Annotated in this window: 21 protein-coding genes; all 21 read right to left on the bottom strand. The window is 30.8% G+C overall.

All coding sequences use genetic code 11. The features are described from left to right. Nucleotides 1-211 precede the first annotated feature (211 nt). Nucleotides 212-1,519, bottom strand: coding sequence for a hemolysin family protein (locus KPL55_RS05625; protein ID WP_216305719.1), 1,308 nt, complete (start codon nt 1,517-1,519; stop codon nt 212-214). 135 nt (nt 1,520-1,654) lie between these two features. Continuing rightward, nucleotides 1,655-2,086 (bottom strand): ImmA/IrrE family metallo-endopeptidase, encoded by a 432-nt coding sequence (locus KPL55_RS05630; protein WP_216305720.1) that lies wholly within the window; start codon nt 2,084-2,086, stop codon nt 1,655-1,657. A gap of 19 nt (nt 2,087-2,105) precedes the next feature. Next, nucleotides 2,106-2,555 (bottom strand): helix-turn-helix domain-containing protein, encoded by a 450-nt coding sequence (locus KPL55_RS05635; protein ID WP_216305721.1) that lies wholly within the window; start codon nt 2,553-2,555, stop codon nt 2,106-2,108. A 28-nt stretch (nt 2,556-2,583) separates the two neighbouring features. After that, the gene (locus tag KPL55_RS05640; RefSeq protein WP_216305722.1) at nt 2,584-3,006 is read right to left on the bottom strand and encodes a hypothetical protein; all 423 of its coding nucleotides are present in this window, start codon (nt 3,004-3,006) and stop codon (nt 2,584-2,586) included. A gap of 267 nt (nt 3,007-3,273) precedes the next feature. Then, nucleotides 3,274-4,269, bottom strand: coding sequence for an LCP family protein (locus tag KPL55_RS05645; protein ID WP_216305723.1), 996 nt, complete (start codon nt 4,267-4,269; stop codon nt 3,274-3,276). 176 nt (nt 4,270-4,445) lie between these two features. Beyond that, nucleotides 4,446-5,573 carry an SGNH/GDSL hydrolase family protein gene (locus KPL55_RS05650; protein WP_216305724.1) on the bottom strand — a complete coding sequence of 376 codons (1,128 nt, stop codon included), beginning with the start codon at nt 5,571-5,573 and terminating at the stop codon, nt 4,446-4,448. Nucleotides 5,574-5,780: 207 nt separating this feature from the next. Next, on the bottom strand, nt 5,781-10,850 hold the full coding sequence (locus KPL55_RS05655) for a M4 family metallopeptidase (RefSeq protein WP_216305725.1): 5,070 nt from the start codon (nt 10,848-10,850) through the stop codon (nt 5,781-5,783). Nucleotides 10,851-11,057: 207 nt separating this feature from the next. After that, nucleotides 11,058-12,674 carry a fibronectin type III domain-containing protein gene (locus KPL55_RS05660; protein WP_216305726.1) on the bottom strand — a complete coding sequence of 539 codons (1,617 nt, stop codon included), beginning with the start codon at nt 12,672-12,674 and terminating at the stop codon, nt 11,058-11,060. Between the two features lie 277 nt (nt 12,675-12,951). After that, nucleotides 12,952-15,084 (bottom strand): Ig-like domain-containing protein, encoded by a 2,133-nt coding sequence (locus KPL55_RS05665; protein ID WP_216305727.1) that lies wholly within the window; start codon nt 15,082-15,084, stop codon nt 12,952-12,954. An 85-nt stretch (nt 15,085-15,169) separates the two neighbouring features. Further along, nucleotides 15,170-15,790, bottom strand: coding sequence for a hypothetical protein (locus KPL55_RS05670; RefSeq protein ID WP_216305728.1), 621 nt, complete (start codon nt 15,788-15,790; stop codon nt 15,170-15,172). 301 nt (nt 15,791-16,091) lie between these two features. Next, nucleotides 16,092-17,090: a glycosyltransferase family 2 protein gene (locus KPL55_RS05675; RefSeq protein WP_216305729.1), complete on the bottom strand. Its 999-nt coding sequence runs from the start codon at nt 17,088-17,090 to the stop codon at nt 16,092-16,094. 28 nt (nt 17,091-17,118) lie between these two features. Then, a complete protein-coding gene (locus KPL55_RS05680; protein ID WP_216305730.1) occupies nt 17,119-18,495 on the bottom strand; it encodes a hypothetical protein in 1,377 nt (458 codons plus the stop codon). Nucleotides 18,496-18,524: 29 nt separating this feature from the next. Continuing rightward, nucleotides 18,525-19,211 (bottom strand): glycosyltransferase, encoded by a 687-nt coding sequence (locus KPL55_RS05685; protein ID WP_216305731.1) that lies wholly within the window; start codon nt 19,209-19,211, stop codon nt 18,525-18,527. A gap of 73 nt (nt 19,212-19,284) precedes the next feature. Beyond that, on the bottom strand, nt 19,285-20,211 hold the full coding sequence (locus KPL55_RS05690) for a GDP-L-fucose synthase family protein (RefSeq protein ID WP_216305732.1): 927 nt from the start codon (nt 20,209-20,211) through the stop codon (nt 19,285-19,287). A gap of 31 nt (nt 20,212-20,242) precedes the next feature. Continuing rightward, nucleotides 20,243-21,325: a GDP-mannose 4,6-dehydratase gene (gmd, locus tag KPL55_RS05695; protein ID WP_216305733.1), complete on the bottom strand. Its 1,083-nt coding sequence runs from the start codon at nt 21,323-21,325 to the stop codon at nt 20,243-20,245. A gap of 86 nt (nt 21,326-21,411) precedes the next feature. Further along, nucleotides 21,412-21,969: a dTDP-4-dehydrorhamnose 3,5-epimerase gene (gene rfbC, locus KPL55_RS05700; RefSeq protein ID WP_216305734.1), complete on the bottom strand. Its 558-nt coding sequence runs from the start codon at nt 21,967-21,969 to the stop codon at nt 21,412-21,414. A gap of 9 nt (nt 21,970-21,978) precedes the next feature. Continuing rightward, nucleotides 21,979-23,034 carry a dTDP-glucose 4,6-dehydratase gene (gene rfbB / locus KPL55_RS05705; RefSeq protein ID WP_216305735.1) on the bottom strand — a complete coding sequence of 352 codons (1,056 nt, stop codon included), beginning with the start codon at nt 23,032-23,034 and terminating at the stop codon, nt 21,979-21,981. A gap of 27 nt (nt 23,035-23,061) precedes the next feature. Further along, complete coding sequence (gene rfbA / locus KPL55_RS05710) at nt 23,062-23,946, bottom strand: glucose-1-phosphate thymidylyltransferase RfbA (protein ID WP_216305736.1); 885 nt, start codon at nt 23,944-23,946, stop codon at nt 23,062-23,064. 42 nt (nt 23,947-23,988) lie between these two features. Continuing rightward, nucleotides 23,989-24,867 (bottom strand): glycosyltransferase family 2 protein, encoded by an 879-nt coding sequence (locus KPL55_RS05715; RefSeq protein ID WP_216305737.1) that lies wholly within the window; start codon nt 24,865-24,867, stop codon nt 23,989-23,991. A 47-nt stretch (nt 24,868-24,914) separates the two neighbouring features. Then, the gene (locus KPL55_RS05720; protein ID WP_216305738.1) at nt 24,915-25,580 is read right to left on the bottom strand and encodes a sugar transferase; all 666 of its coding nucleotides are present in this window, start codon (nt 25,578-25,580) and stop codon (nt 24,915-24,917) included. Nucleotides 25,581-25,941: 361 nt separating this feature from the next. Continuing rightward, a complete protein-coding gene (gene rfbD / locus KPL55_RS05725) occupies nt 25,942-26,775 on the bottom strand; it encodes a dTDP-4-dehydrorhamnose reductase (RefSeq protein ID WP_216305739.1) in 834 nt (277 codons plus the stop codon). Between the last annotated feature and the right edge of the window lie 17 nt (nt 26,776-26,792).

The raw sequence follows: 26,792 nt of genomic DNA on the forward strand, positions 1-26,792 counted from the left end.
AAGTATATATTACGTAATATGCGTTTGAGCAAGCCTTAGTAATTCTTAATTTATTTTATTTCCAGATGCGTTAAAAAGAACCCATGTCTGAGCGTTAGCGAGTTTGGGTTCTTTAGCAACTGGAAATAAAATAAATTTTAGAATTACTTAGCGCAGCGAACGCATCTGTAGTAATATATACTTTTGTTTTATCCTCTACGGGAAAAATCTATTAAATACAAATTCTGATTTTTGCTATTCTTCTTTCTTTAACTTCCTCTATTTTAAATATTACATTCCCATATTCTATAGTTTTGTTTTCATTTTTCTTTGGAATACGTCCCAAAAGACTAATTAAAAACCCTCCTATTGTGTTATATTGCTCTGATACTAAGTTTAAATCTAAATGATCATTTAATTCATCTATTGAAAGTAATCCGTCAACTATATAAGTATTATTATCAACTTTCCTTATTTCAGGTTCGTCATCATCATATTCATCTTCAATATTCCCCATAACTTCTTCTATGAGGTCTTTAATAGTAACTACACCTGAAAATCCACCATATTCGTCTATAAGCACAGCCATATGATTTTTAGATCTTTTTAACTCTTTAAACAATACATCTATATTTTTACTTTGATAAACAAGATAAGGTGATTGTAATATATTCTTAATCTCTACATTTTCAAAGCCATGTAAACGCGCCTCTGATATAAAATCTTTCATGTGAAGTATTCCTACAATATTATCAACATCACCGTCAAATACTGGCACTCTTGAATATTTTTCTTCTAATAACTCATCTAAGAATTCAGAAGTAGGATCATTTATATCAATTAAAAACACTTCAGTTCTTGGAGTCATAATTTCTCTAGCTGATTTATCATCAAACTCGATAATATTATTTATCATTTTTTTCGCAGTCTCATTTAGAGCGCCGCGTTCTTGACCTATTTGTATAATTGATTTTATTTCCTCTTTTGATAGTTTCTCAACTATTTTCTTATTATTAAGACCAGTAATCTTAACTAAAAGATTAGTGGAAGCTGATAACACCATTGCAAAAGGAACAACCATTTTAGATATATAGAGAATCGGTCTTACGCTAAACATTGCAACCGCTTGTGAGTTTTGTATTGCTATTCGCTTTGGAAATAATTCACCAAACACAAGTGTAATATACGATAATCCAATTATTATGCTAGCGAAAGCAATTTGTGAGCTATAAGGTACATTCAAATTGTTTAAGTAAGCTGCAAAATCATCTGATATTCCCGAAGTTGCAATTGCAATAGAGAAAAAACCAGTAAGTGTAATTCCTATTTGAATAGTCGATAAAAATTTTGTTGGCTCTCCAATGAGCTTCACAAGTAGCATAGCTTTTTTATTGCCCTCTTCGGCAAGATGTTTAATTTTATTTTTATTTAGTGATATTATAGCCATCTGTGCTGATGCAAAAAAAGCATTCACCAGTGTCAAAATCGCAATTATTATAAATTGCACCATAATATTATTGGGCGCGGGGTCTGGTTCCATTAAAAATTCCTCCTTGTATATTAAAACATTTCATACTCTACATCATATCACAAAACTGATTGCTTTACTGATAATATGCAAATTAATAACTAATTATGTGTATTTTTTCATTTTTCCATTTTTTTTAAAATGACCTCATATATTATATTTATGCTTAAGTAGTTCTAATGATATATTATGAAGTGCTGCAATTTGGTCAATGCTATAATCCGGATGTTCTAGCAATAATCCATTAGGTATAAGTAGTTCTGCTGCAAAGATAATAGCTTGGCGTTCAAATTTACCCTTATCGCAAAATGTATGTTTTTGAACAAATATTATATTCACCTTACTGTGTAGCACAGCATGTCCAAGTTCATGAGCACAAACTATTCTCCTAGCTTCACTTCCAAGTTTATTATTAATATGAATAATTTTAACCTTAGGACATGACTGATAAAATCCATTAATATGTTTTCCTAAGTCCTCATACATAATTTTTATGTTTAGATACTCTGCTAATTCAAACGGATCATTTGTTTTATATTTTTTCATCATATGTTGTGCTATATCGCGTACATAATCCAAATAAAACACCCCCAAATTGTTATTTACTATTTCTATATTTCTTTGGCGTATATTTCTTCTTATTTGAAATTTTAGCATATTCGAGCCCTGCTTTTATAGATTTTGCTAAAATTTCTAGATCTTCTTCATCTAATATATCCCCATCTAGCATAATTGCATCTTGAGATTTAATCATCTCTAATGTTTTATTTAGTAATTTACCAATGTCTCTTTCATTCTTCTGAGTTAAAATAGGCTCGTATTGATTTTCAGGTCCAACATTACGTACATCAGATCTGCCTAATAAATAGTCCATGGAAACTTCAAAGAGATCTGCAAATCCTTGAAGTGCTGGATTTTCTGGAACTTGACTATCTTTTTCATATCTAGATATTGAACTTTTATTTAGGCTAAAGCTACTCGCAAGTTTATCTTGAGTTAAGCCTCTTTGGAGTCTTAATTGCTTAAAACGTTCACCAAAGGTTGCCATAAAATCACCTTCCTATATATTTTTAGTATTAATCTATATCATTTTCAATGTCCTTTGCATATAATTTCTTAATACCTTTTTTAATAATAGTAAACAAACCATAAAGGACAAGATAAGTAGCGAAAAATGCAGTAAATCCCCATAACCCTGCAATTATATCCGCAAATTCCATGTGCCCACGGTTTGTAATTTTTTGCATTATCTCAATTCCGAAAACAATAACTAAAAGCACAGTTGCTGTATATATAAAAGATAATAACGAAATACTATATTTTGCTAAGGCCTTGAATACAGAGTTAACTACTAAATAAATAACCATACCAATAATACCTATTATAATAAAATGAAGCTCTTTGTCTGTAAATGTCACACCAAAGCTATCAAAAAAACTAGTAAGAAAATCATGTAATTCATTAATAATTGCAACAAGAAGTTTTAATATTTCAACCATATGTTTCCACCTCCAAATCTTAACTAAGTATTTATATTCCCCTAAAATGCACCAATTGCTAGAACAGTATACTAATTATATCAAGAAGTTAATATATTTACAATACGCTATAAAGATAATAAATCCATATGTGTTATATTTTGTTTGAACTAATAATACCTGGAGTTTTATACAAAACAGATTCATGCTTAAGCTTTTACAATTTCCTATTAACGTACAAAAACTACTGGAATATATTCCAGTAGTTTCCTTGCACTAAATCATTTGTTATTTATTCTCAGGTTTTATATCTTGATAAATAAATTTATGAAGTTTATCTATAGTTGCCTCCATGTCAGCAACCAAAACTGATGCGCCAGATATTGTTTGTGCTGACCAGTCACCATCTGCTGGGAATCTTCCCTGCTCTAAGGTGGTTGATTTTGATGCTATTACTTTTGTTCCAAGCTTAACTATGTCCATACTACCCATGCTTGTCTCTGTAAGCGGTAGAAGCTCTGATACAACAGATGGGAACTTAGTTGCCCCTGTAGACTGAATCTTTGTGAGCATACTTGTGAGCACTGTTCTTTGCCTCTCTGTTCTCTTAAAATCATCACCTTTTAAATAACGTATTCTTGTATATGCAACAGCTTGCATTCCATTTAAAGTCTGAGATCCCGAACGCTTAACTGTAGTCACTAATTTTTTCTCGATTTTAGCGGTTTCTTGCATATAACCATTAATTTTATCAACCTCATTCTGATCAACATCAACAGTTACTCCACCAATACTATTTATTATTTTTTCAAGGTTAAAAAAATCAACTGTTACGTAATTTCTAACATTTAAATTAAAATTTTCATTTAGAGTTCTTATTGCAAGTTGCGGACCACCGTAAGCATATGCACTATTAATTTTTGTTTTACCATGCCCTTTTATAGTTACGTAGGTATCTCTCATAATAGAAGACATTTTTATTTTCTTATCTTTTGTATCTACGGAAAGTATTATTATAGAATCCGAACGACTAGGTTCCTCTGTGTTTCTTGCATCAATTCCAAAGAATGCAATGTTTGTAATACCACTAGAATCTTCTGCTTCCGTAGTTGCTTTATCACTAATACCCAAATCCTCATTTGTATCTGAAATTTTCACAGTGTTTATTTTACTCAGCTGCCAAAATGTAAAAGCAAAAGCTCCTCCAAAAATTAGTAGCGCAGCAACAAATAGACTTATAACAATCTTTTTCAATGGTTTATTTTTATTCCTATTTTTAGTCATATTTTTCCCCTTTCCATATCGAATAGCTTAAAGCTAAAATATTATCTCACTTCTATCCTATCTGTATCCCCATCATATTTTATCATTTCTTTTCATCTTATGCACTATCTAACTAAATAATTTAATTAATTTTAGTACTTAAACTACAATACACTACTATTATGAGTTAAACAATGTTAATTTGTAGCTAATCCTACAATTTTTACTGTTTCTCTTTTATTTATAGCTGATGTTCTAATCATAATCTTATGTTCTCCATCTAAATTGTCAGATATTAAACTTGAATTACTACCCTCAGACGTCGACTTAGTATCTATCTCACGTGCAAACTTACCGTCAATATATACTTTGAATTTACCACCATTTACTTGGCTTAAGTAATGAATAATGGCAACTTCCTTAGTTGTATTAAATGTTAAACTGTCAAGAGCTTTACTTGAAGATAATATTCCTTCCAAAATAAATCCATTATTTAAATCTGGAGAATTATCAAAAACAAAGTTGTTTAATTTATTAGTATTATCGTATAACACATTGTATTTAATATTTGTTTTTTTCTTAGATTCAACATTAGAATTAATAACCTTTAAAATTGTCTCTGCATACAATTTGTATCCTTTATCATTTGGTAGTTCTAAATCTTTCGATAGACTCTCATATTTATCCACTGAACTATTAAATGAAAGCATTGTATCAGCCTGTTGAAGGTTATATTGTTTTGAAAGTTCTGTTATAATATCTGAATAACTATTGCGCTCCCTAAATGAGCTTTCTATAATTGGTATTATTTCTATACTAGGATTAATTTTTTTAAGTTTAATTATAATCGACTCATAAAATACTCCGAACTGCTTTGGGGTCATGCTATACTGATCTTTTTGTCCAAAACACATAAATGCTACATCATATTTTTTAGTCAATTTAGCACTGTTAAGTTCAACCCAAGCTCGTATTCCTGTTGTACTACCACCAGTAATTAAATCAGTTGTCATAGTGGATTTATATTTATCTTTAACATCGTTTATTACTAAGTTAGACCATCTTTTGTCATTATTAGATGAACCAGCACTTTGGCTTATACTGTCCCCTATTATCAAAGCATTTATATCCTTGCTTTCAGAAAGGTTCTCATAAAAATTTAATTTTAAAATTTTAACATCATCTGCGCTACTTTTCTCTCTACGCTGTTGTGCTAAAACAATTAGTTCTTTTTCATTCTTATTTTCGCGAATAGCACCTACTCCAATACCATAAATTCCCACTATAATTAAAAGTATAGATAACCCAATTAAAATCTTTTTCATGTCATATCTCCCCTTAAATATAAAATACCTACAAGCAATTATACTATTTTATTTAATATTTTACTATAATTATCCTAAAAACGCATAATGTTTTTATGAAAAGCGAAAAAAATCTTTTTAAATATCTATGTGTGAAATATACCCGCGAAAAAAGCTACCAAAATATCTATTTTAGTAGCTTTCTTCACATACTTTCACAATTCAATGTTATTTTTTTGAGTACCAAGGTCCATAATAATAACTTGCACTGCCATTATACCAAACATTATCATAAGTAAATTCATAGTTAATTCTTGACTTTGCATCATACCAAGTAGGATTGCCTTTAACTCTAAAGCAAACCCACCCTGAACTGCCAGTCGGAAATTCAATAGAAGTTATATCTTTAGCAGTTGTAGAATCTACCATCTGTAAGTTTCTATTAAAAACCGTAGAATCATTATCCAAAAGATTGCTTCCTGCGCTATATATTTTAAGCGGTGTTGGTCCATAATTTGTAATATAAAATATAACAACAGATGTATATGCATTTGTTTCAGACAATGACAATACTGAGTAATTTGGAGTATATTGCGCTCTAGACACAGCACTTACTGCCATAGAATAACCACTATATAATTTAGTAGTTCCAACAGTTCTATATGCTATGACTTTATAGTAATACGTTTTATTAGTGGTTAGTCCTGTATTATTATAACTTGTAGATGTAGTGGTTGATAGTAAATTATAGGCACCTGCACTTGATGTTGACCTATAAATCATATATCCACTAGCACCACTTACTGCACTCCATGAAGTCTTAATACTATTATAAGAGGAAAGAATGGCTTTCACGGATGCAGGCACTGAGAGAACAACTTTTGATAATACAACTGCACTATAGCTACTATATACTCTAGTATTTCCTACTGTAGTATATGCTCTTACCTTATAATAATACGTCCTTCCTGTTGTAAGACCTGTATTATTATATGATAATGCAGATGTTGTGCCTAATACTCTATAAGGCCCTGCACTTGATGATGCTGTATAAACTTCATAACCACTAGCTCCACTGATTTTAATCCATGAGATATTGTTGCTGTTATAAGAACTTGACACTGCTTTCACAGAAGTCGGTATAGCAGGTATAGGTTTTGAACTTACTGTTGATGAAAAACCACCGTAAAGTTTAGAAGTTCCATTTGTATTATATGATCTAATTCTATAATAATAATTAGTATTTGTTGCAAGTCCAGTATTAATGTAACTTGTTGCCGTAGTAGATGTTACAAGCGAGTATGCACCAGTACTTGATGTTGATTTGTAAACCTCATATCCGTTAGCTCCACCAGAAGCAACCCAGCTTATCTTAATAGCGTTATATGATGTTGATATTGCATAAGCGTTTGTTGGTACTGATGGTATTGGTTTTGCTGATACTACTGCGCTGCAGTTGCCAAGTACCTTTGTGCTCCCTACTATTTTAAAAGATCTTATTTTATAGAAATAAGCTATTCCTGTTTTAAGTCCTGCATTACTAAACGCAAGTGTATTCGTTGAATTTACTAAACCGTATGTTCCTGCACTTGATGTAGATCTGTAAACTTCGTATCCACTTGCTTCCCTTACAATACCCCAGTTTACCTTTATACTGTTATAAGATGATGAAACTGCTTTTGGACTTGCTGGCGTTGCGGGAACTGGTTTCGATGATACAACCGTACTATATAAACTATATACTTTTGTAGTTCCAATTGTTCTATAAACCATTATTTTATAGTAGTAAGTTTTTCCTGTTGATAATCCTGTATTTGTATATGACAAGGATGTTGTTGTGTTTATTAAACTGTATATTCCCGTACTTGATATTGCTCTATATACTTGATAAGCAGATGCACCGCTTACTGCTCCCCAAGTTATCTTGTTGCTGTTGTAAGATGCAGAAACAGCATTAACCGAAATCGGTGCTAATGGTATAGGTTTCGCACTTACTATAGAAGAATAACCTCCATATATTCTTGTTGTTCCAACTGCTCTGTATGATCTAACTTTGTAGTAATAAGTTGTAGCTATTGTAAGTCCTGTATCTATATACGTTGAGGCTGTAACCTCCCCTACTTTGCTATATGTTCCACTGTTTGAAGTCGATCTGTATATTTCATTGCCACTGGATCCGCTTACTACACCCCAGCTTATTTTTATACTGTTATAACCTGCTGATACAGCTACAGCACTTGCAGGTACTGGTAAAACTGGTTTTGCACTAATTATTGATGAATAATTTCCATAATACTTAGTTGCCCATACTGTTTTATAGGCCCTCACTTTATAATAATAATTTGTACCTGTAATCAAGCTACTATTTATATAATTCAAAGAAGCTATTTCCCCTACTTTACTGTAGGTTCCACTGCTTGAAGTCGATCTGTATATCTCATATCCACTAGCCCCAGTTACTGCACCCCAGCTTATCTTTATATTGTTATAGCCTGCTGATATTGCCTGTAACCCTATAGGTACTGCTGGCGCTTGAAATACTATAATATTACAGCTTGATGTATACCCTCCATCAGCTGTCGTTATTTTTATTGTTGCTGTTCCAATTCCTAATGCTGTAACTTTCCCTGCACCATCGACTGAAGCAACTGATGAATTAGTACTTGACCATGTTGCGTTATTATTGAATGCATCCGCAGGTCTTACTGTTGCTCTAAGACTCGTTGATTCCCCTACTTTTAATCCCGCTGTTGTTTTATCTAAAATTACTCCTGTTACTGATTGTGTTACAGATACGCTGCAACTATCAGTGTATCCTCCATCTACAGTTCTTACCGTTATAGTTGCTGTTCCTTTTCCTACTGCAGTTACTTTACCTATACTATTAACAGTTGCAATGGAATCATTACTACTTAACCATGTTACATTTTTATTCGTTGCAACTGTTGGATTTATAGTTGCTACAAGAGTTATTGATTCACTTGTTTTTAATTCAGCATCTGATCTATTTAAGCTTATTCCAGTTACTTGCACACTCTGTACAGTTACATCACAAGTAGCTGTATATCCTCCATCAGCTGTAGTTACAGTTAATGTTGTTGTTCCATTTCTTACTGCGGTTACTTTCCCTGCATTATTAACAGTTGCAACTGAAGCATCGCCACTTGACCATATTACATTTTTATTTGTTGCATCAGTTGGATTTACTGTTGATATGAGATTAACTACTTCTCCTACTTTTAAATTTGCCGTAGTTTTGTCTAAGCTTACTCCTGTTACTCCAGTTAATGGTTTTGTTACAATTAAAGAATATTTTTGTGTTGTACTAAATCCAGAATAAGGATATACCTTTATATAATAATTTCCTATTTCACCTGCATTAAAATTTATGAATTCAGATGAGGTACTACCTGAAGCTGAACTTCCAATTACTTGACCAGATGGATTGTATAAATCTAAGTCATAATCGAATGGTAAGTCTGAAAGTGCTATACACATATCCCCTGTTTTATTAACATTCAGCTTATAATAATCTACATCTGTATTGGACGATATATATGACTGATATCTTGTTCCTAAATTTATTGGATATGATGTTTCCATAGTATCGTTTGGTTCATATAGATCATTTACTGGCGCTTCCCCCACTCCAACTGAATAAAATGAATTATTTACAGCTGTCACTTCAACAGAATTCGCTCCATATAAATCAGTAGCTGCTTGTTCAAGACCAACTTTTGCTTGTTCAAAATCTGTATTTTCATTCATATAGGTAACTAAAGCCCTGTAATATATTTTAGCAGTCTTTTCTACACCTATATTCTTAACCGTAAGATATGCAGCTTTATTGGGAATACCAGAATTTGTGTGAACACCACCCCAATCACCAGAATCATTGTCAGAAGAATTTTCATAATTACTCATATTATCCGGTTGATCATATAGTGTAGGGTTTGATAGACTTCTTAGTGCATCTCCTGGAGTATATGGCGTATATATATCATCACCTATTACCCAGTCTGCTGTGTTAAATGCCCAATTCCCTCCAGAAGCAACATTGTATTTGTCATAGGTGGAAATAAATACTCCAAATACATCCGCCATTGATTCATTTAGAGCACCTGATTGATTATGATATTGAAGATTTGCAGTATTACTTATTACTCCATGAGTCATTTCATGCCCAACAACATCTAAATCGCCACTAAGATAGGTAAAGTTGTATCCATCACCGTCTCCATATATCATTTCATATCCATCCCAGAAAGCATTATTGTAGCTATTGCCATAGTGAGTATAAGATTTAATAGCCATACCATTGCCATCCAAGCTGTTTCTATTAAATAAATTTTTATAGAAGTCAGTTACTTTACCGGCATTATAATGTGCACTGACAGAAGCTTTATAGTCTACAGTATTAAAAAAATCACTAATATTTGAAACCAGGGGTCCAGACGGGTACGTTCCATGATTTAACGTATAAGTATCTATGCTGCTTGTTGCTGATTTGGTTAAATCCATCATTTGATATGAAGTCCCATATTTATATAAATTCAAATTTTTATTTTTTCCAAGAACATCAATACCCGAACCACTTATTGCTCCATCAAATCTTATATTATTTTCAGTCTTAATTACTTTTCCTGAATGTACCTCAACAAAAACATCATAATTTCCTATTGTAGGGTCTGTATAAGATATATTAACTTTAAATACTTCATAATTTTTTTTATCTTTAGTTAATATTAACTTATCTACTTTTGGAGTATTTCTTAAGATTTTATAAGTATACTGTTTTTTAGCTATTTCAACAGCATCACTTTCAGAAACATCCCTATTCCCAAGGGTTGTCACACTCTTGTTTTTTTCGAATTTACCGTTAACACTTACTATAGTTCCACTTTTATCAAAGTTTACATTTATCAAATTGCCCTTCACTTTAATTCCCTTAATAACTTGTGCAAATTTTACATATGTATGTCCAATATCATCTTTTTTTACTTCAACAGCCTTCAAGTCATCTGTTACATTATCGATTCCAAATAAAGGCTTGTTTTCTTCCAAAAACTTTCTTGCTGATTTCTCACCTGTAATCTGTTTATTGGCAAGATTTCCTGATATAAATACTTGTCCACCTTTTTCGTTTAATTTCAACTTACCTTTGCTTAAGCTATTAAGCTTTTGAATAGTCTGTACCTTTCCTGAATTTTGTTTTGGATTTAATTCCTTAGCAGATATAGAAACGGGCATAGAGCTAAGTAATGCTAAACTTATAAAAATACAAATAAACCTTTTCATAAAAAATCCCCCTTGACTAATTTATCCCATATAATAACGATTTATTATATCATTTATAATATGATTTTTACATAGTATTCCAAAGATATTTTATCTAAGGTTATTCTAGCAATAATTTCTAAAACGTCACAATCTAAAATACCATCATTAAATAATATTTAACGATGGTATTTTTAATACAGTCATATATTTAATTTCATTTTTTTACTATAATTTTGCATATACTATCGATGTCCACTTACCATATACTCTTATTTTTCCAACAGTCCTGTATGACCTCATTTTATAGTAATAAGTTTTCGATCTTGTTAGATGAGAATTTGTATAATAAAAATTTGTCGTTCCTGTTAATAAGTTATAGGCTCCTAATTTAGAAGTGGCTTTATATATTTCATACCCACTTGCCCCAGTTACTGTATTCCATGAAAGTTTAATGCTAGCAGAATTTATTCGTGCAGCTTTAAAATTTGTCGGTGTAGCTGGTATTGGTTTTGCACTTACGACAGCTGAGAGCACACTGCATACTTTAACATTACCAACCATCCTATATCCTCTAACCTTATAGTAATAATTACTATTTGTTACAAGACCAGTGTTCTTATAGCTTGTTGCGGTAGTAGTTGATATTAATTTATATATTCCCGCACTTGATCCCGCTCTGTAAATCTCGTATTTACTCGTTCCAGTTACTGCATTCCAACTAACATTATTGCTATTATATGAGGATGATGATGCTTTTACTGATGTTGGTGCTGATAGTGTTGTTTTTGAACTTGTCGCAGCAGAACAATTGCTGTATACTTTTGTTGTTCCGATTGTTGTGTATGCCCTTACTTTATAATAGTAAGTGTTTCCAGTTATAAGGCTGGCATTGCTATAGCTTATAGAAGTTGTAGTTGAGACCAATGAGTAAATTCCTGTACTTGAGCTTGCTCTATATACATCATACCCTCTTGCTCCTGCAACCGCTTGCCATGTAAGCTTTATACTATTGTACGAAGTCGCTACAGATTTAACTGAAGTAGGTGTTGCCGGTACCCATTTTGCATAAAGTGTTATATTGTCAGTTATTTGGGTATTTGCAAAGTCAAATAGATTTGTAAAGGTATTTGATTTATACCACCCTCCAAAAGTGTATCCTGATTTAGTTGGATTTAATGGTTTAATCGATTTAGTATTATATTCAACTGACTTGCTTGCTACTGCTGAGCCTCCGTTTGAATTAAATGTTACTATGTAGTTCATTTTAGGATCTGTTGAGAACCATGAATATATACTTTCGTAATTAGAACTGTTAAATCCAGTTCCAATTCTAATTAAAGGATATCCTACAGTTTTTTTGACCAATATACCATACCATACTACTGATTCTCCTCCAGGATAAAATGAAACATCATATTCACCCAGCCCTTCTAAATTAGATGAAAATGCGGCTATCGCTAAAGGCGAAATATTCGTCCCATAATTTGTATAAAAGGTTGACCCACTCGATATTATATCAGAAGCAGTTAATTCTACTTCAGGACCAGAAACATACTTCATCTTAAATTTCATAATAAGCCATTCTTCATCATAAGCAGGAACTTCGTTAAACATGTTTTCATTGGCCACTATTGAATTAGCTTGAGTACCTTTATAAAATTCCAACAATTGAAGTTGAACTTTTTTTGGTGTTTGAAAGTCATATTCCTGTAATGAAAACTGGTGATTTGTCCATGCCCTATATGGTGTAGTCCTGCCACCTTCTGCATAAACGGCAGTAATATTTACAAATAATAATAGAAATAATATACTTAATACTATTTTAAATTTAATTTTAACCATACTTCACGCCCCTATATATTTTTTTATTTCCTAGCTTGATAATTTTTTTAGTACTACTATTATATAATAAAAAAATTTATAAATCTAAAAAACTAAATCGACTAATTTATACCATATAATAATCATTTATTATATCATTATTATTTATATTTTTACATAGTATTCCAAAAATAAACTCTAAACCATTAATCTAATAAAGTAAAATCCATAAGTTAAAATTCAAAATACCATCGTTAATAAATCTTTAACAATGGTATTTTTCTCTGATATAATTTCTCTATTTTAAAATTGGTATGTCAAAATACAATATAGTATTTGGGCACTTCTCTATTAAAATTTTTATATTCAATATTTGATTATATGCCCACCTAATATCTGTAGCATACTGATGTGTTCCAGGACTTGCAGGATTCCATCTCATTTTATATAAAGTGTCTTGATTTGTATTTGCATTATTTATATACCCACTTGATATAAAATAAGCTCCTCCGTTTATAGCTTGGGCTATACTAAACCATCCTTGCTTATAAGCATATTCTGAGCCGTACTTATTTGCATTTGAATCATATGCACCAATTCCAAATAGGTTATATACTATTTTGGGAGTAACAGCTTTCCCATCAACAGAAGTTACTAATATACCTTTTGCTAAAGCTGAAGTTCCATTTCCCGTTTCTAATATAGCATGTGATATTAGATAAATCGGATTAATATTATTAGCTTTTGCTGAAGCTATAAACGTTTGTCCCAAATTGTCCAATATTCCTTTTCCCTTCAAAACATTGTTTAAGTCAACAACTGAAGAACCATTATTGTAACTCAACTCTAAAAACTCATACTTTCTGTAAGCGTCATTAGTAATATTTGTTGGATCAACATATTCCCTTATCATACTGGCACTTGCTGGATCCCATGTCCAAGTTTTTGTGTTTTGATAAACTGCTTTAGCAGTAAGTTGGATGCTAACCATTTTATCTAAAGTACTATTGTAACTGTGATATTCAACAATACCATATATTTTTATAGCGATTATTTTACTAATTATTCTCCCATCATTTCCTACCATCTCTACTTTTATAGAATGATTACCTGGTGTAGTTTTTGATATATCAAGATTGAAGTTTAGCCCTGATTTATCTCCATCTGTGTATCCTTGGAACGCTGCATTTACATCAGGTCTGGAAATTCCATATGACGCTTTGCCTCTAAGAACATTATCTAAATATACATTTACAGCAGTCACACCTGAAGCATTTAAAGCCCAACCACTTATATTAATATTACTTTTAATGGTGGCATTATTAGAAGGCGTGTCTATAGATAATATTTCAGGTAATTTGTTTAAAATTAAATTTCTATTTACCGTTGATGTAGTACTATCTTTACCAATAGCTACAATTTTAAGTGTCGCATTATTTCTTCCTATAGGTACATATTTTAATGCATTAAATGTAAAATTAAATCCACTGTTTATTCCATTTAAATATCCAGGAAATGCAGCATTAACATCGTTTCTTTGAAGCCCTGTAGTAGATAATCCGACCAATTTACCATTTAAGTAATACTGTATTTCTTTAATACCTGAGTCATTTAACGCCCATCCGCTAATATATATATCCTTTTTAGTAGTTGTAAAATTATTAATAGGAGTATCTATATTTAATTTAGGTTGCTTTTTATTGATAATTATAGCTTTGTCATTTTGTATCTTACTTCCATCTCGACCAATCGATACAACTGAAAGTTTATGTATACCTGGTGCTATTTCCTTTACATCTACATTACTATTATATCCGCCTAGAGTCCCATTTGGATACCCAGGGTATGCAGTATTTACATCTCCTCTAACACTACCATAACTTGCATTCTTAAGAAATTTATTGTCAATATAAATTGCAACTGTAACTATACCAGATGGATTTAAACTCCAACCTGAAACATTGAAATTATAACCTCTTATGATTTCATTATTTGTTGGTGACTCTATACTCATAATAGGAGGTTTCTTTTTAATTGTTACATTTATACTAATCATTTGACTAGTACCATTATTACCATAACTATAAATTTTTATATTACGGGATCCCGCCATTATCTTATTAATATCAACGTGATATGTAAAACCACTTTTATTTCCATTAATATAACCTGGGAATGCAACATTTACATCACTCCTGTCTAATCCAGAAGTAGCATTACCAGTATAGACACTATCTATATATATTTTTATTTCTTTAACACCAGTGGCATTCAATGACCACCCTCTTATATCAAAACTTGTCCCACTAATTACTTGAGACATACTAGGTGTATCAATTTTCATTTGTGGTGGTAAAATGGTAGCTGCATTTACTGTACTGATTTTATATGTATACAATACTATCAAAATCATAGTTATAAACAATAACATTTTTTGAATATTTTGTTTCAACTTTATTACACCTCTTCCTTATAAAATAATTCAAACTAAGATTTGATTAAACGTTAAATTCAATTTAATTTATTGGTACTAATGTATCTTCCATCAGATTCCATTCGAATGCTTCTCCAGTGGTAACATCAACATAATACCACGCTAGAGTACTTATGTGATCAGCCATATCATCGTACGCTCTAAGAACATAGTAATTCTTACCATCTCTCTTTTGAGTATGATCATACCCTACCTTTATTTTTTGGTTATCACTTATTATAATCTTACTAACTAATGCAATTGCTTTTTCTTTAGTTAACTCAGTATTTTGGTTTATTACTTTTTCATTATTATCTTCTTTTTCGGCTTTTTCATCGTCAATTTTTTTTTGTTCAGCTAGTTTTTTCTCATTTTCTAGAACTTTCTGTCCTTCTATTTTCTTCTGCTTTGCTAGCGCATCTTGTTCTTTTGATGCCTTCTCTTTTTCTAACTTCTTCAGTTCAGCCTGATTATTCAATTCTTCTTGTTTTTTCTTCTCGATCTTTTCGTTGCCTATTTTCTGCTGTGCAATAACCACCTGTTCTCTTTTATCACTTTGATATTGACTATATGATATAATCACGGCAACAACCATGGTAATAAGTATAAATACAGTTACAAGTTTCATTTTCTTTGATTTAAATAATTCTCGTTTTTTATTCAAAAATCTACCTCCTTTAATTTATTGTAATTAAAATAACTCATAATCGCCAAATTTCTTTTACATTTCTTTACTCCGCTTCTATATTATCGTTATAAAATTAAATAGCTGAAGGTAAGTATTATATTCTTTTGTAAATCTAATAATAAATTAACAATTTTAGCGTTGCCCGTATTCTAATTAATACTATTATACCAATTTTACCAAGTTTTGCACTATAAATGTTATATTGTATACTTATTCCACAAATTAATCGAGTCAAAAATAGTAATAGGCATACTATTAGTATACCTATTACTATAAATCATTTAATAATTTGGCTTATATCATTAATATCATGACCTTCGCTCTCAAATATTCTTTTTTTATATAACATTTTATTCTTTAATTTCATAGCCTGTAATAAAAATTTGTAATTAAATTGTTCAAAAATGGTCATGTAACATATAAATAAAAACTTTCTTTTTAATATTTTCCACTTATCTCTTTTATAAGACAACTCTGTCTCATTTTTATATAACATCAGCATATCATTTCTATAGGAAATCCCTCTTAAAAACTTAGATTGCGTTTTTCTATGTTTAATAAACCCAAACACCCCACCATGAGATGAACCTAACCCTCTCCCATGATAAGCTACAGCTTCTGGGTAATACATGCACTTTAACCCTGCTAAATTAAATCTCCATGACAAATCTATATCTTCCTTATAAGCAAAAAAGTCCTCATCAAAATATTCTTTTTCTATCTTAACTTTCTCTAATGCTGATTTTCTATAAAATGGTGCCGCACCACAAACTCCAAAAACTTGTTCTGTACTATCATATTGACCCAAATCTTCTTCGTTTTGTCCCCGATCTATGCATCTTCTACTCCGGAACATTACTATTCCAGCACTGTCTATATAATTTAATTTTTTATCATTTGTAAAATCGTACTTCAACAACTTTCCTGACACTGCCGCAATACTCTCATCACTTATTGTATATTCATAAAGTTTATCAACAAAATCAGGTTCCATAACTATATCAGGATTAATTATCATTACATATTCTCCATTTGCAATGTCAATACCTTGATTAGCAGCCCCTGAATAACCCAGATTATTATCATTTTTAATTTTGATAAAGTTTTGTTTTGGATATTTTTCACAAAAATATTCATATGAGTTATCTTTTGAGTTATTATCTATAAAAATCAATTCAATATTTTTAAATGTCTGCTGAATAATTGAATTTATACATTTTTCTATATACGATTTATTATTCCAATTTATAATAATTACGCTTACAGTATCTCCCATAAAATCGTTCCTCTTCCCTAATCATATTCTAATGCACCGATGAATTTACGCCTTTTTTTACTACTTCAATAATTCTCAATACAAGATATGTTACAGTACCAAAAATTATTGCTACTAAAAAAGCATACTTTAAATATGCCATCGCCAAACTAATATCTGAGATCATATTTATCGTTATATATGAAAGTGTAGTATATAATAATAAATTAGAGTATGTATACTTCAACTTTCTAAATAGGTGATTTCTGCACAGACTAATTGTTAAACCAATAATATATGACAGTACAACACCTCCGAACATTCCAAAATAGAATATTCCGAAAACATTATGTCTAGAATTAGGACCGCCAATAACCAGAGTTTTATTAACAACTTGATACATTGTTAACCCAATCGGCTGCGGGAAATTGTTTATGATGTGCAATCCAAATATCCCAAGAAAGCTTTTAATAATCAAAATAATCGGAGAAAATATTAATAACAATCCATTCGCTACAGTTCCTCCAGCATATTTAACATGTGGTAAATAATTATAAATATACACATCTCCAAAAGATATTATTCTTATCGTTACATACCTTAGAAGACTAGGTTTATCAACTTGACCTGCGTAGTCTATATTTATTCTTACAGTAGTAAGGACCATAGCTGTAACAACCGCAACTACTGCCAATATTAACAGTACTTTATTAATACGTCTCCAGGTACTCAGGTTAAAGCTCTTTTTGCTCGAAAAAATAAAATATAATGTAGCAAATTGTATAATTCCAATTATAGAGGACCTTGAACCACTTAAAAAAATAGTAAGTACTAAAACTATCGCCATCATAATATTAAACAAATTGAATCGCATTGTTTCCAATTTAAACCGTGAAATATTACGTATAATCATTATCGTTATAAATATTTTAATACCTGTACTTAACGAACTTACATAACCTGCATTTTTTATATTATCCAATCTTGAACCCCTCTGAAATAGTGGAATACCATATTTATAGTAAAAAATTATATAAAGGATAATAAAAGAAAAAGATATAATAATAAAAAACATCTTATAAAAATTCTCATCAAAATACTTTTCGATCAACTTAAATTCTATTTCTATAGTTTCACTAACTCCTAATTTTATGGGTTTAAAAGTAATTAACCCAAATAATAAGGCACTCTCAGTTAGAACATAACCTGCAAATTGATAATTACTACATAAATTAAAATACTTCATAAATATAACTACTGAAGTACTAATTACATTCGAGAAAATCATAATTGTAAATGGATCAAAAAGGGAATATATATGTTTTTTAAGTATTAGTCCATACACTAAAAATACTAATAATAATATAATTATATATGTACTCATATTGCTAAAAATCAATGATAAAAAAGTGTTAACAAATTCCATATAGAACCTCCTTTCCTCCGCATATGTAGTTACCTTCTAAATTTGTATGTTTGATATTTCTGATACGCTTTTGCCAAAACTGACCAATTAAATCCAAAATTCCTACGAACAATATTTATAAATTCCATATCATATTTCCCACTACTTGATATACCATCTTCGTTATACTTAGATATTACATTATCTATAAATTTAATTTTAACACCATCTTTATAATACCTTTGATTCAAATCGAAATCAGCAAACACTCTATACTCAGTATTAAATTTAACATTCAAATTATTACTGTAAAATAGACTCTGATGGTGAACCGTATTAGATATATGTATTCTCCATGAATAAAAGCTTTTAAAAATATAGTCATTAAGTTGAACTGCACCAGCCACCAGCATATAGTTTTCTTTGTGTGCTAGTTCTAGTTCTTTTATTGGTAACTCTAACATTTCATCATCGGCACCTATAAAAATGAAATAATCTCCACTAACTTGTTGTATTCCTTTGTTCATAGCGTCATAAATGCCTTTATCTTTTTCTATAACTAATTTATCAATGGAAGTATTTCTCTCCAAAATATCAATTGTTCCATCGGTTGACACACCATCAACTACAATCAACTCAATATTTGCTTTACTCTTTAAACTAATAATGCTATCTAAACACTTTTGAATGTACTGTTTACAATTTAAAGTCACAATTATTACACTTATCTTTATCAAACTTCATCCCACCTTTATATTAAAATGCAAAATCCTATATAGGATTTTTACACTTTAACCTATACAAATAATATTATAAATTTTCACAATACCATTTATATGCTATCTTTATCCCATCTTCCATTTCAACTTTATATTTCCATCCAGTATCTTCAAGCTTACTTACATCTAGTAGTTTCCTCATAGTTCCATCTGGCTTTTCACTATTAAACTTAAGCTCCCCAGTAAATCCAACAACTTCCTTAATCATCTCTGCCAATTGTCGTATAGTAAGTTCTTTACCAGTACCGACATTAACATGTTCTTCACCATCATAATTTTCCATTAGAAACACGCAGGCATCAGCCATATCATCTACATACAAAAACTCTCTTAGTGGCTTACCCGAACCCCAAACTTCAACAACTGATTCATTATTAATTTTAGCCTCATGAAATTTCCTAATAAGTGCAGGCATAACATGTGAATTATTTAAGTCAAAATTATCATTAGGTCCATAAAGATTAGTTGGCATACAGCTTATAAAATTATCCCCATACTGTTTTTTGAAAAACTGACACATCTTAAGTCCTGCAATTTTAGCTATTGCATAACCTTCATTTGTTGGTTCTAAATAACCTGAGAGTAAATATTCTTCTTTAATTGGTTGAGGACAATTTTTAGGATATATACAAGAACTTCCTAAAAACAAAAGCTTTGTAACTTTAAAATCATGTGATGCCTTAATAACATTATTTTGCATCTCCATATTTTCATATATAAAGTCCGCTGGAGTTGTACTATTAGCATATATTCCACCAACTTTAGCTGCTGCTAAAAAGACATACTCTGGTTTTTCTATTTCAAAAAAACTTCTAACATCCGCTTGATTCATTAAATCTAATTCCTTATGAGTTTTTCCTATTATATTTGTATATCCTTTTTCCCTAAGATTCCTAACTATAGCTGATCCAACTAGTCCTCTATGACCGGCTACGTAAATTTTACCACCCTTATTCATATGTTCACTCCTTTACTTAACATTTCTTCTTCTAATTAGTTGTAGCTACTTCTTCTTGATGTATAAATTCATCTGAACCAATACCAGCTATCTCTCTCATATCAGAATCGACCATCATTTTAACTAACTGTTTAAAACTAACTTTTCTTTCCCATCCAAGCTCTGTTTCAGCCTTAGTCGAATCTCCCCAAAGTAGTTCAACTTCTGCCGGTCTAAAATATCTAGGATTTATATCCACTAGAAGTTTCCTAGTTAATTTATTGTATCCCTTTTCCTCAGATCCAGTACCTTCCCACTCTATATCTATCCCAACTTCTTTAAATGATAATTCTACAAACTCTCTAACAGTATGAGTTTCATTTGTTGCTATAACATAATCACGAGGCTCATCTTGTTGTAATAATAACCACATAGCTTCAACGTAATCTCCAGCATATCCCCAGTCTCTTTTTGCATCCATATTACCAAGCGACAATTTTTCTTGTTTTCCTGCTATAATGCTAGCTACTGCTCTTGTTACTTTTCTTGTAACAAAAGTTTCTCCACGTCTTGGGGATTCATGATTAAATAGTATCCCATTACATGCAAATAAATCATACGATTCTCTGTAGTTTATAGTAATCCAATAAGAGTATAATTTTGCTACTCCATAGGGACTCTTAGGGTAAAATGGCGTTTTTTCACTTTGTGGTGCAGTGCCAGGTAATCCACCAAATAGCTCCGAAGTTGATGCTTGATAAAATTTGCATTTTAATCCGCTTTCTTTTATAGCATCTAGTATTCTAAGAGTTCCCATACCATCTGTATCTGCAGTATATTCAGGAACATCAAAGGAAACTTGCACGTGACTTTGAGCACCTAAATTATATATTTCATCCGGCCTAATTTTTTCTATTAATCTATTTAAATTACTTGAATCCGTTAAATCTCCATGATGAAGAAAAAGACTTTTATTCCCTATTTCAGGGTCATTAAATAAATAATCTATCCTCTTTGTATTAAAAGAACTAGCTCTTCTAATTATGCCGTGAACTTCATACCCTTTTTCTAATAATAATTCCGTTAAATAAGATCCGTCTTGTCCCGTTATTCCTGTTATTAATGCTTTTTTCAAAAAATCATCACCTTTCAAACTAATAATATATGCTACTTATAATTCTCTATGAACCCTTTATTCTCAATGGAAATACCATTTATATATTATATAAATGGTATTTCTAATTCACTAAGTTTCTTTTGAACTTTATCTTTTTCAGATAGAAGTATTTCATCTATTCCATCTGTTGGCCATTCTATATTGATTTCTGGATCATTCCATAACAATCCACAATCAAACTCTGGATGATAAAAATCAGTACATTTATATACAAACTCTGCTTCATCAGATGTAACTAAAAATCCATGTGCAAAACCTTCTGGCACATAAAATTGTTTTTTGTTTTGTTCAGTTAAGAGTACTCCGTACCACTTACCATAAGTTTCTGACCCCTTTCTCAAATCAACAGCAACATCAAAAACTGCGCCTCTTATTACTCGAACAAGTTTACCTTGAGTGTGTTTAGTTTGAAAATGAAGCCCTCTAAGCACTCCTTTAGTAGACATTGATTGATTGTCTTGTACAAACAGCATATCAAGGCCTGCTGCTTTAAATTCCTCATAATTATAAGTTTCCATAAAGTATCCGCGGTTATCACCAAAGACCTTTGGTTCTATAACATATAGATCTTTTATTCCTGTTTTAGTAAATGTAAATGCCATTAATAATCCCTACTTTCCTTCATACATTTTATCGTAGTATTTTTGATATTGTCCTGAAGTTACATTATTCATCCAATCTTTATTATCTAAATTCCATTGGATTGTTTTCTTAATCCCCACTTCAAAAGTTGTTTCAGGATACCATCCTAATTCTTCTTTAATTTTAACTGGATCTATACCATATCTCTTGTCATGCCCTTTTCTATCTTCTACATATTTAATTAAGGTTTCTGATATTTCTTTATCAACACTTTCATGTAAATACTCAATAACAGTTTTAACTATTTGCATATTTGTTCTTTCATTATGTCCACCAACGTTATAAACTTCACCTAATCTACCATTATTTATAACCATATCAATAGCTTTACAATGATCTTCAACATAAAGCCAATCTCTTATGTTCAAGCCATCACCATATACTGGTAAGTCTTTGTGATTTAAACAGTTATTTATAAGTAATGGTATTAATTTTTCTGGAAATTGGAATGGACCATAGTTATTTGAACATCTTGTAATATTTACTGGCATTTTAAAAGTGTCAGCATAAGCTTTAACCATTAAATCTGCTCCAGCCTTACTTGATGAATAAGGACTATGAGAATCTAGTGGAGTCTCTTCAACGAAATATCCTGTTTCGCCAAGTGAACCATATACTTCATCTGTAGAAACTTGTAAATACTTCACTCCAGCTTTAAATCCAGTCTCTGTTTCCCAAGCATTTTTTGCTACATTTAAAAGATTAACTGTACCTAATACATTAGTTTTTGCAAATATTTCAGGTTCTTTTATGCTTCTATCAACATGTGACTCTGCAGCAAAATTCACTACATAATCAATGTCATATACTTTGAATAAGTTTTCTACAACCTCTTTATCGCATATATCACCTTGCACAAAAATGTGGTTTTTATTATTTTCTATAGCCTTTAAGTTCTCAAGATTTCCTGCATAAGTTAATTTATCGAAATTAACTATCTTTATATCTGAATATTTACCTAACATATATATAACAAAATTAGACCCAATAAATCCTGCTCCACCTGTCACTAAATAAGTTTTCATAATTTTACCTCCAAAATAACAATTAATTTATTTATTAGTTTCCTTAGATTCGTCAGCTATACTCAATAAATATTTTCCATATTCCACTTTAACTAATGGTTCTGCAAGTTTTATTAATTGCTCCCTGTTTATAAACCCTTTTCTATAAGCAATCTCTTCTAAACAAGCAACATATAATCCTTGTCTTGTTTGAATAGCCTCAACAAAATTGGCAGCATCAAGCAATCCTCTATGAGTACCTGTATCAAGCCATGCCATTCCACGTCCAAACAGTTCAACCTTTAGTTTTCCACGTCTTAAGTATTCATTATTTACTGCAGTAATTTCTATTTCGCCTCTATCAGATGGTTTAACATTTTTAGCAATTTCCACTACATCATTATCATAAAAATAAAGCCCTGGAACTGCATAATTTGATTTAGGGTTTTTAGGTTTCTCTTCTATAGATACAACATTGTTATTTTCATCAAATTCTACTACACCAAATTCTGTTGGATTACTAACATGATATCCAAATATAGTTGAACCTACTTCTCTTGATGCAGCTCTTGCAAGTCTTTCACTAAATCCATATCCGTGAAAAATATTATCTCCAAGTACTAACGCTACTCTATCATCACCAATAAATTCTTCTCCGATTATAAAGGCGTCAGCAAGTCCTCTTGGTTCCTCTTGAACAGCATATTGTATATTAAGTCCTAATTGACTTCCATCCCCGAATAAACATTCAAAAGTACTTATGTCTCTAGGTGTTGATATAAGTAGTATATCCTTAATTCCTGTTAACATTAGTACTGATAGCGGGTAGTATATCATCGGTTTATCATATATTGGTAATATTTGCTTAGATACAGCTTTTGTTACTGGGTGAAGCCTAGTTCCAGATCCTCCAGCTAATATAATTCCTTTCATATTTGTTCCTCCTGAATTATTATTATTTCTATTATTAAAATCCTAAAATACTCTTTTTCCCTTTTTAAAAGTGTTTATTGTTAAACTTAAACCCCATTTTGAGTAGATTCCCAAATAAGTCAATAAATTAATAAAAATATTATATTGGTTTTTGTAATGTTTGTTATAAAATATAAACATTGCTTTATGAAATACGCCTATCATTTTTGTGCTTTGTTTTTTACTACTTTCCCCTTTATAATGTACAATACTTACCTTAGGGTAATAATAATTTTTCCAACCTGCTTGTTTTACCCTATAACACCAATCAATATCCTCTCCATACATAAAAAAGGTTTCATCAAGAAGTCCAACTTTTTCGATTGTTTCCTTCGGAAGCATCATAAACGCACCAACTAAAGCATCAACTTCGCTTTCCTCATCCTCGTGTATAAAAGTAGCATTATACCCTCCGAATTTTTTATTATTAGGAAATAGCTTGTCTAGCTTTGTAAGATAGCAGAAAGAGTTCCACGGAGACGGAAATCCCCTTTTACATGCTTTGTCTAAAGTACCATCTATTTTCACAACTTTACATCCAAGACATCCAATCTCTTTATTCTTCTCCATAAAATAAACACACTGCTCTAATGTGCCTTCTGGTACAATAGTATCAGGGTTTAAAATTAAAACATATTTACTTTCCTTGCATTGTCTTATAGCTAAATTATTTGCCTGTGAGAACCCACCATTAATGCTATTGCGTATGAGCCTTACCTTCGGAAATTCATTTTCTACCATCTCAGCGCTCTTATCTTTTGATTGATTATCCACTACCCATATTTCATATTCTATGTTTTCAGTATTTTTAATTACAGAAGTTAAACAATCTCTTAATAGGTCCACCGTATTATAACTCACTATGACTATTGATAAGTCCATATGCTGTCCCTCTTTTTCTTTCCGTATTTTAATTAAACAATAGTGTTTTACATTGCTCCTTCTTTTTTAAATACTACAAAAACCGTTTTAAAAATAATTTTTATATCCATCCAAAAATTTCTTTTATCTATGTATTGCATGTCTAATTGTACCCTTTCGTCGTAGGTAGTATCACTTCTGCCACCAGCTTGCCAATTGCCTGTTAAACCTGGTTTAATAGTTAATAGCTTGTCTCCATATATTCCATATTTCTCAATTTCTTTTTCTACAATTGGTCTAGGTCCAACTACAGACATATTTCCGATTAAAATATTTAAAAGCTGCGGAAGCTCATCTAAACTTGACTTTCTTAAGAACTTACCTAACTTTGTTATTCTCGCATCATTCTCAAATTTAAAGTTTTCCTCGAATTCTCGTTTCATATCCTCTGTCATATTTTTCAATATATCTTCTGCATTAGTTACCATAGTTCTAAATTTATAAACTTTTATCTTCTTACCCCTTTTACCTAGTCTTGTATGTCCAAAGAAAACTGGTCCTGGTGAATCTAGCTTTACCATAATTCCAAGGATCAAAAACAATGGTGAAAATATTACAATAGCAATTAATGAACTTATAAAATCAAAACACCTTTTCCGAACTTTATACGTTGATTTTTCTGTTAATATATCATTAGATACTATTTCAATATTTTCTATGTTTAATTGCTCCATTTACTTTTCCCCCTAATCAATTTTAAAAACTAACTATTTTAAACTACTTACACCCCAATTATGTAATTACCATTTCCATTATATGATATCCTATCATATAATATCATCTTTAAAATAAAAGTTCAAACATTTTTATACATATATACAAAGTATTTTTAAATAATATAGGCCAAAAAGATAGTTTCCGTTAATTAATATATATTTTTGTATTATAATATATATATTCATATAATTATTACCAAAATAAGATATTTTATTAATAAAAAACTACAAATTTTTCATTTATATAACATAATGCATTTCACCTAGCTTCAACGTCAAAAACTACCGAAATATATCGCCGGTAGTCCCCCTGACCCATTTACTTTAAATATTCATTAATTGCTTCTTGCCAAGTTCTAGTTATATCCCCGGTAGTTAATTCCAGCATAGAATTTCTAAGAACTGAATATTCTGGTCTTTTTGCCGGTCTTGGAAATTCATCGGTTGTGCATGGTAAAACTACTGTATCTATACCCTTAAGTCTAAATATTTCTTTAGTAAATTCATACCAAGTACATTCCCCTTTACATGTACAATGAAAAAGTCCATAATTCTTATCTTCTACAAGTTTTACTATAACTCTAGCTAAATCAACTGCACTTGTAGGTGTTCCTCTTTGGTCATTAACTACCTTTAAGGTTTTATTAGTTTCACTTAATTTAATCATAGTTTTTACAAAATTATTTCCGTCACCATAAAGCCATGCCGTTCTAACTATGTAATGTTTAGAATTAAGATTTTGAACTAATATTTCTCCCTCAAGCTTTGTTTTACCATAAATAGTTTGTGGAGCCACGACGTCAAATTCTGTTAATGATTTATTAACACTGCCATCAAAAACATAGTCTGTTGAAACTTGAACAATTTCTGCACCAATTTGATTTGCTGCCGCTGCTAAGTTTTTAGGTCCTATTGTATTTATCTTATACGCCAAATCTATTTCAGTCTCACATTTATCAACAGCTGTAAGTGCAGCACAGTTGATAATCACATCTGGTTTGTTTTCATTTACAAAACTATTTACTTGATTTACATTTGTTATATCTAAATCAGATACATCCGTAAGTATTAAATCAACGCCTTTTTTCTCTTTATATTGATTAGCTAGTTCTCTTCCAAGCTGACCATTAGCTCCTGTTATTAATACCTTCATAATCATTCTCCTCTTTT

This window comes from Clostridium lacusfryxellense (genome assembly GCF_018861735.1).
In the GTDB taxonomy this organism is placed as follows: domain Bacteria; phylum Bacillota; class Clostridia; order Clostridiales; family Clostridiaceae; genus Clostridium_AD; species Clostridium_AD lacusfryxellense.

Bases quoted from the DNA above. Each gene is read 5' to 3' on its own strand.
- KPL55_RS05655 (WP_216305725.1), bottom strand. From the start codon at position 10,850: ATGAAAAGGTTTATTTGTATTTTTATAAGTTTAGCATTACTTAGCTCT.
- KPL55_RS05690 (WP_216305732.1), bottom strand. From the start codon at position 20,211: ATGAATAAGGGTGGTAAAATTTACGTAGCCGGTCATAGAGGACTAGTT.
- KPL55_RS05640 (WP_216305722.1), bottom strand. From the start codon at position 3,006: ATGGTTGAAATATTAAAACTTCTTGTTGCAATTATTAATGAATTACAT.
- KPL55_RS05660 (WP_216305726.1), bottom strand. From the start codon at position 12,674: ATGGTTAAAATTAAATTTAAAATAGTATTAAGTATATTATTTCTATTA.
- KPL55_RS05720 (WP_216305738.1), bottom strand. From the start codon at position 25,580: ATGGAGCAATTAAACATAGAAAATATTGAAATAGTATCTAATGATATA.
- rfbB (WP_216305735.1), bottom strand. From the start codon at position 23,034: ATGAAAACTTATTTAGTGACAGGTGGAGCAGGATTTATTGGGTCTAAT.
- KPL55_RS05635 (WP_216305721.1), bottom strand. From the start codon at position 2,555: ATGGCAACCTTTGGTGAACGTTTTAAGCAATTAAGACTCCAAAGAGGC.
- rfbA (WP_216305736.1), bottom strand. From the start codon at position 23,946: ATGAAAGGAATTATATTAGCTGGAGGATCTGGAACTAGGCTTCACCCA.
- KPL55_RS05680 (WP_216305730.1), bottom strand. From the start codon at position 18,495: ATGGAATTTGTTAACACTTTTTTATCATTGATTTTTAGCAATATGAGT.
- KPL55_RS05665 (WP_216305727.1), bottom strand. From the start codon at position 15,084: ATGTTATTGTTTATAACTATGATTTTGATAGTATTGTATACATATAAA.
- KPL55_RS05645 (WP_216305723.1), bottom strand. From the start codon at position 4,269: ATGACTAAAAATAGGAATAAAAATAAACCATTGAAAAAGATTGTTATA.
- rfbC (WP_216305734.1), bottom strand. From the start codon at position 21,969: ATGGCATTTACATTTACTAAAACAGGAATAAAAGATCTATATGTTATA.
- KPL55_RS05715 (WP_216305737.1), bottom strand. From the start codon at position 24,867: ATGGACTTATCAATAGTCATAGTGAGTTATAATACGGTGGACCTATTA.
- rfbD (WP_216305739.1), bottom strand. From the start codon at position 26,775: ATGAAGGTATTAATAACAGGAGCTAATGGTCAGCTTGGAAGAGAACTA.
- KPL55_RS05650 (WP_216305724.1), bottom strand. From the start codon at position 5,573: ATGAAAAAGATTTTAATTGGGTTATCTATACTTTTAATTATAGTGGGA.
- KPL55_RS05625 (WP_216305719.1), bottom strand. From the start codon at position 1,519: ATGGAACCAGACCCCGCGCCCAATAATATTATGGTGCAATTTATAATA.
- KPL55_RS05675 (WP_216305729.1), bottom strand. From the start codon at position 17,090: ATGGGAGATACTGTAAGCGTAATTATTATAAATTGGAATAATAAATCG.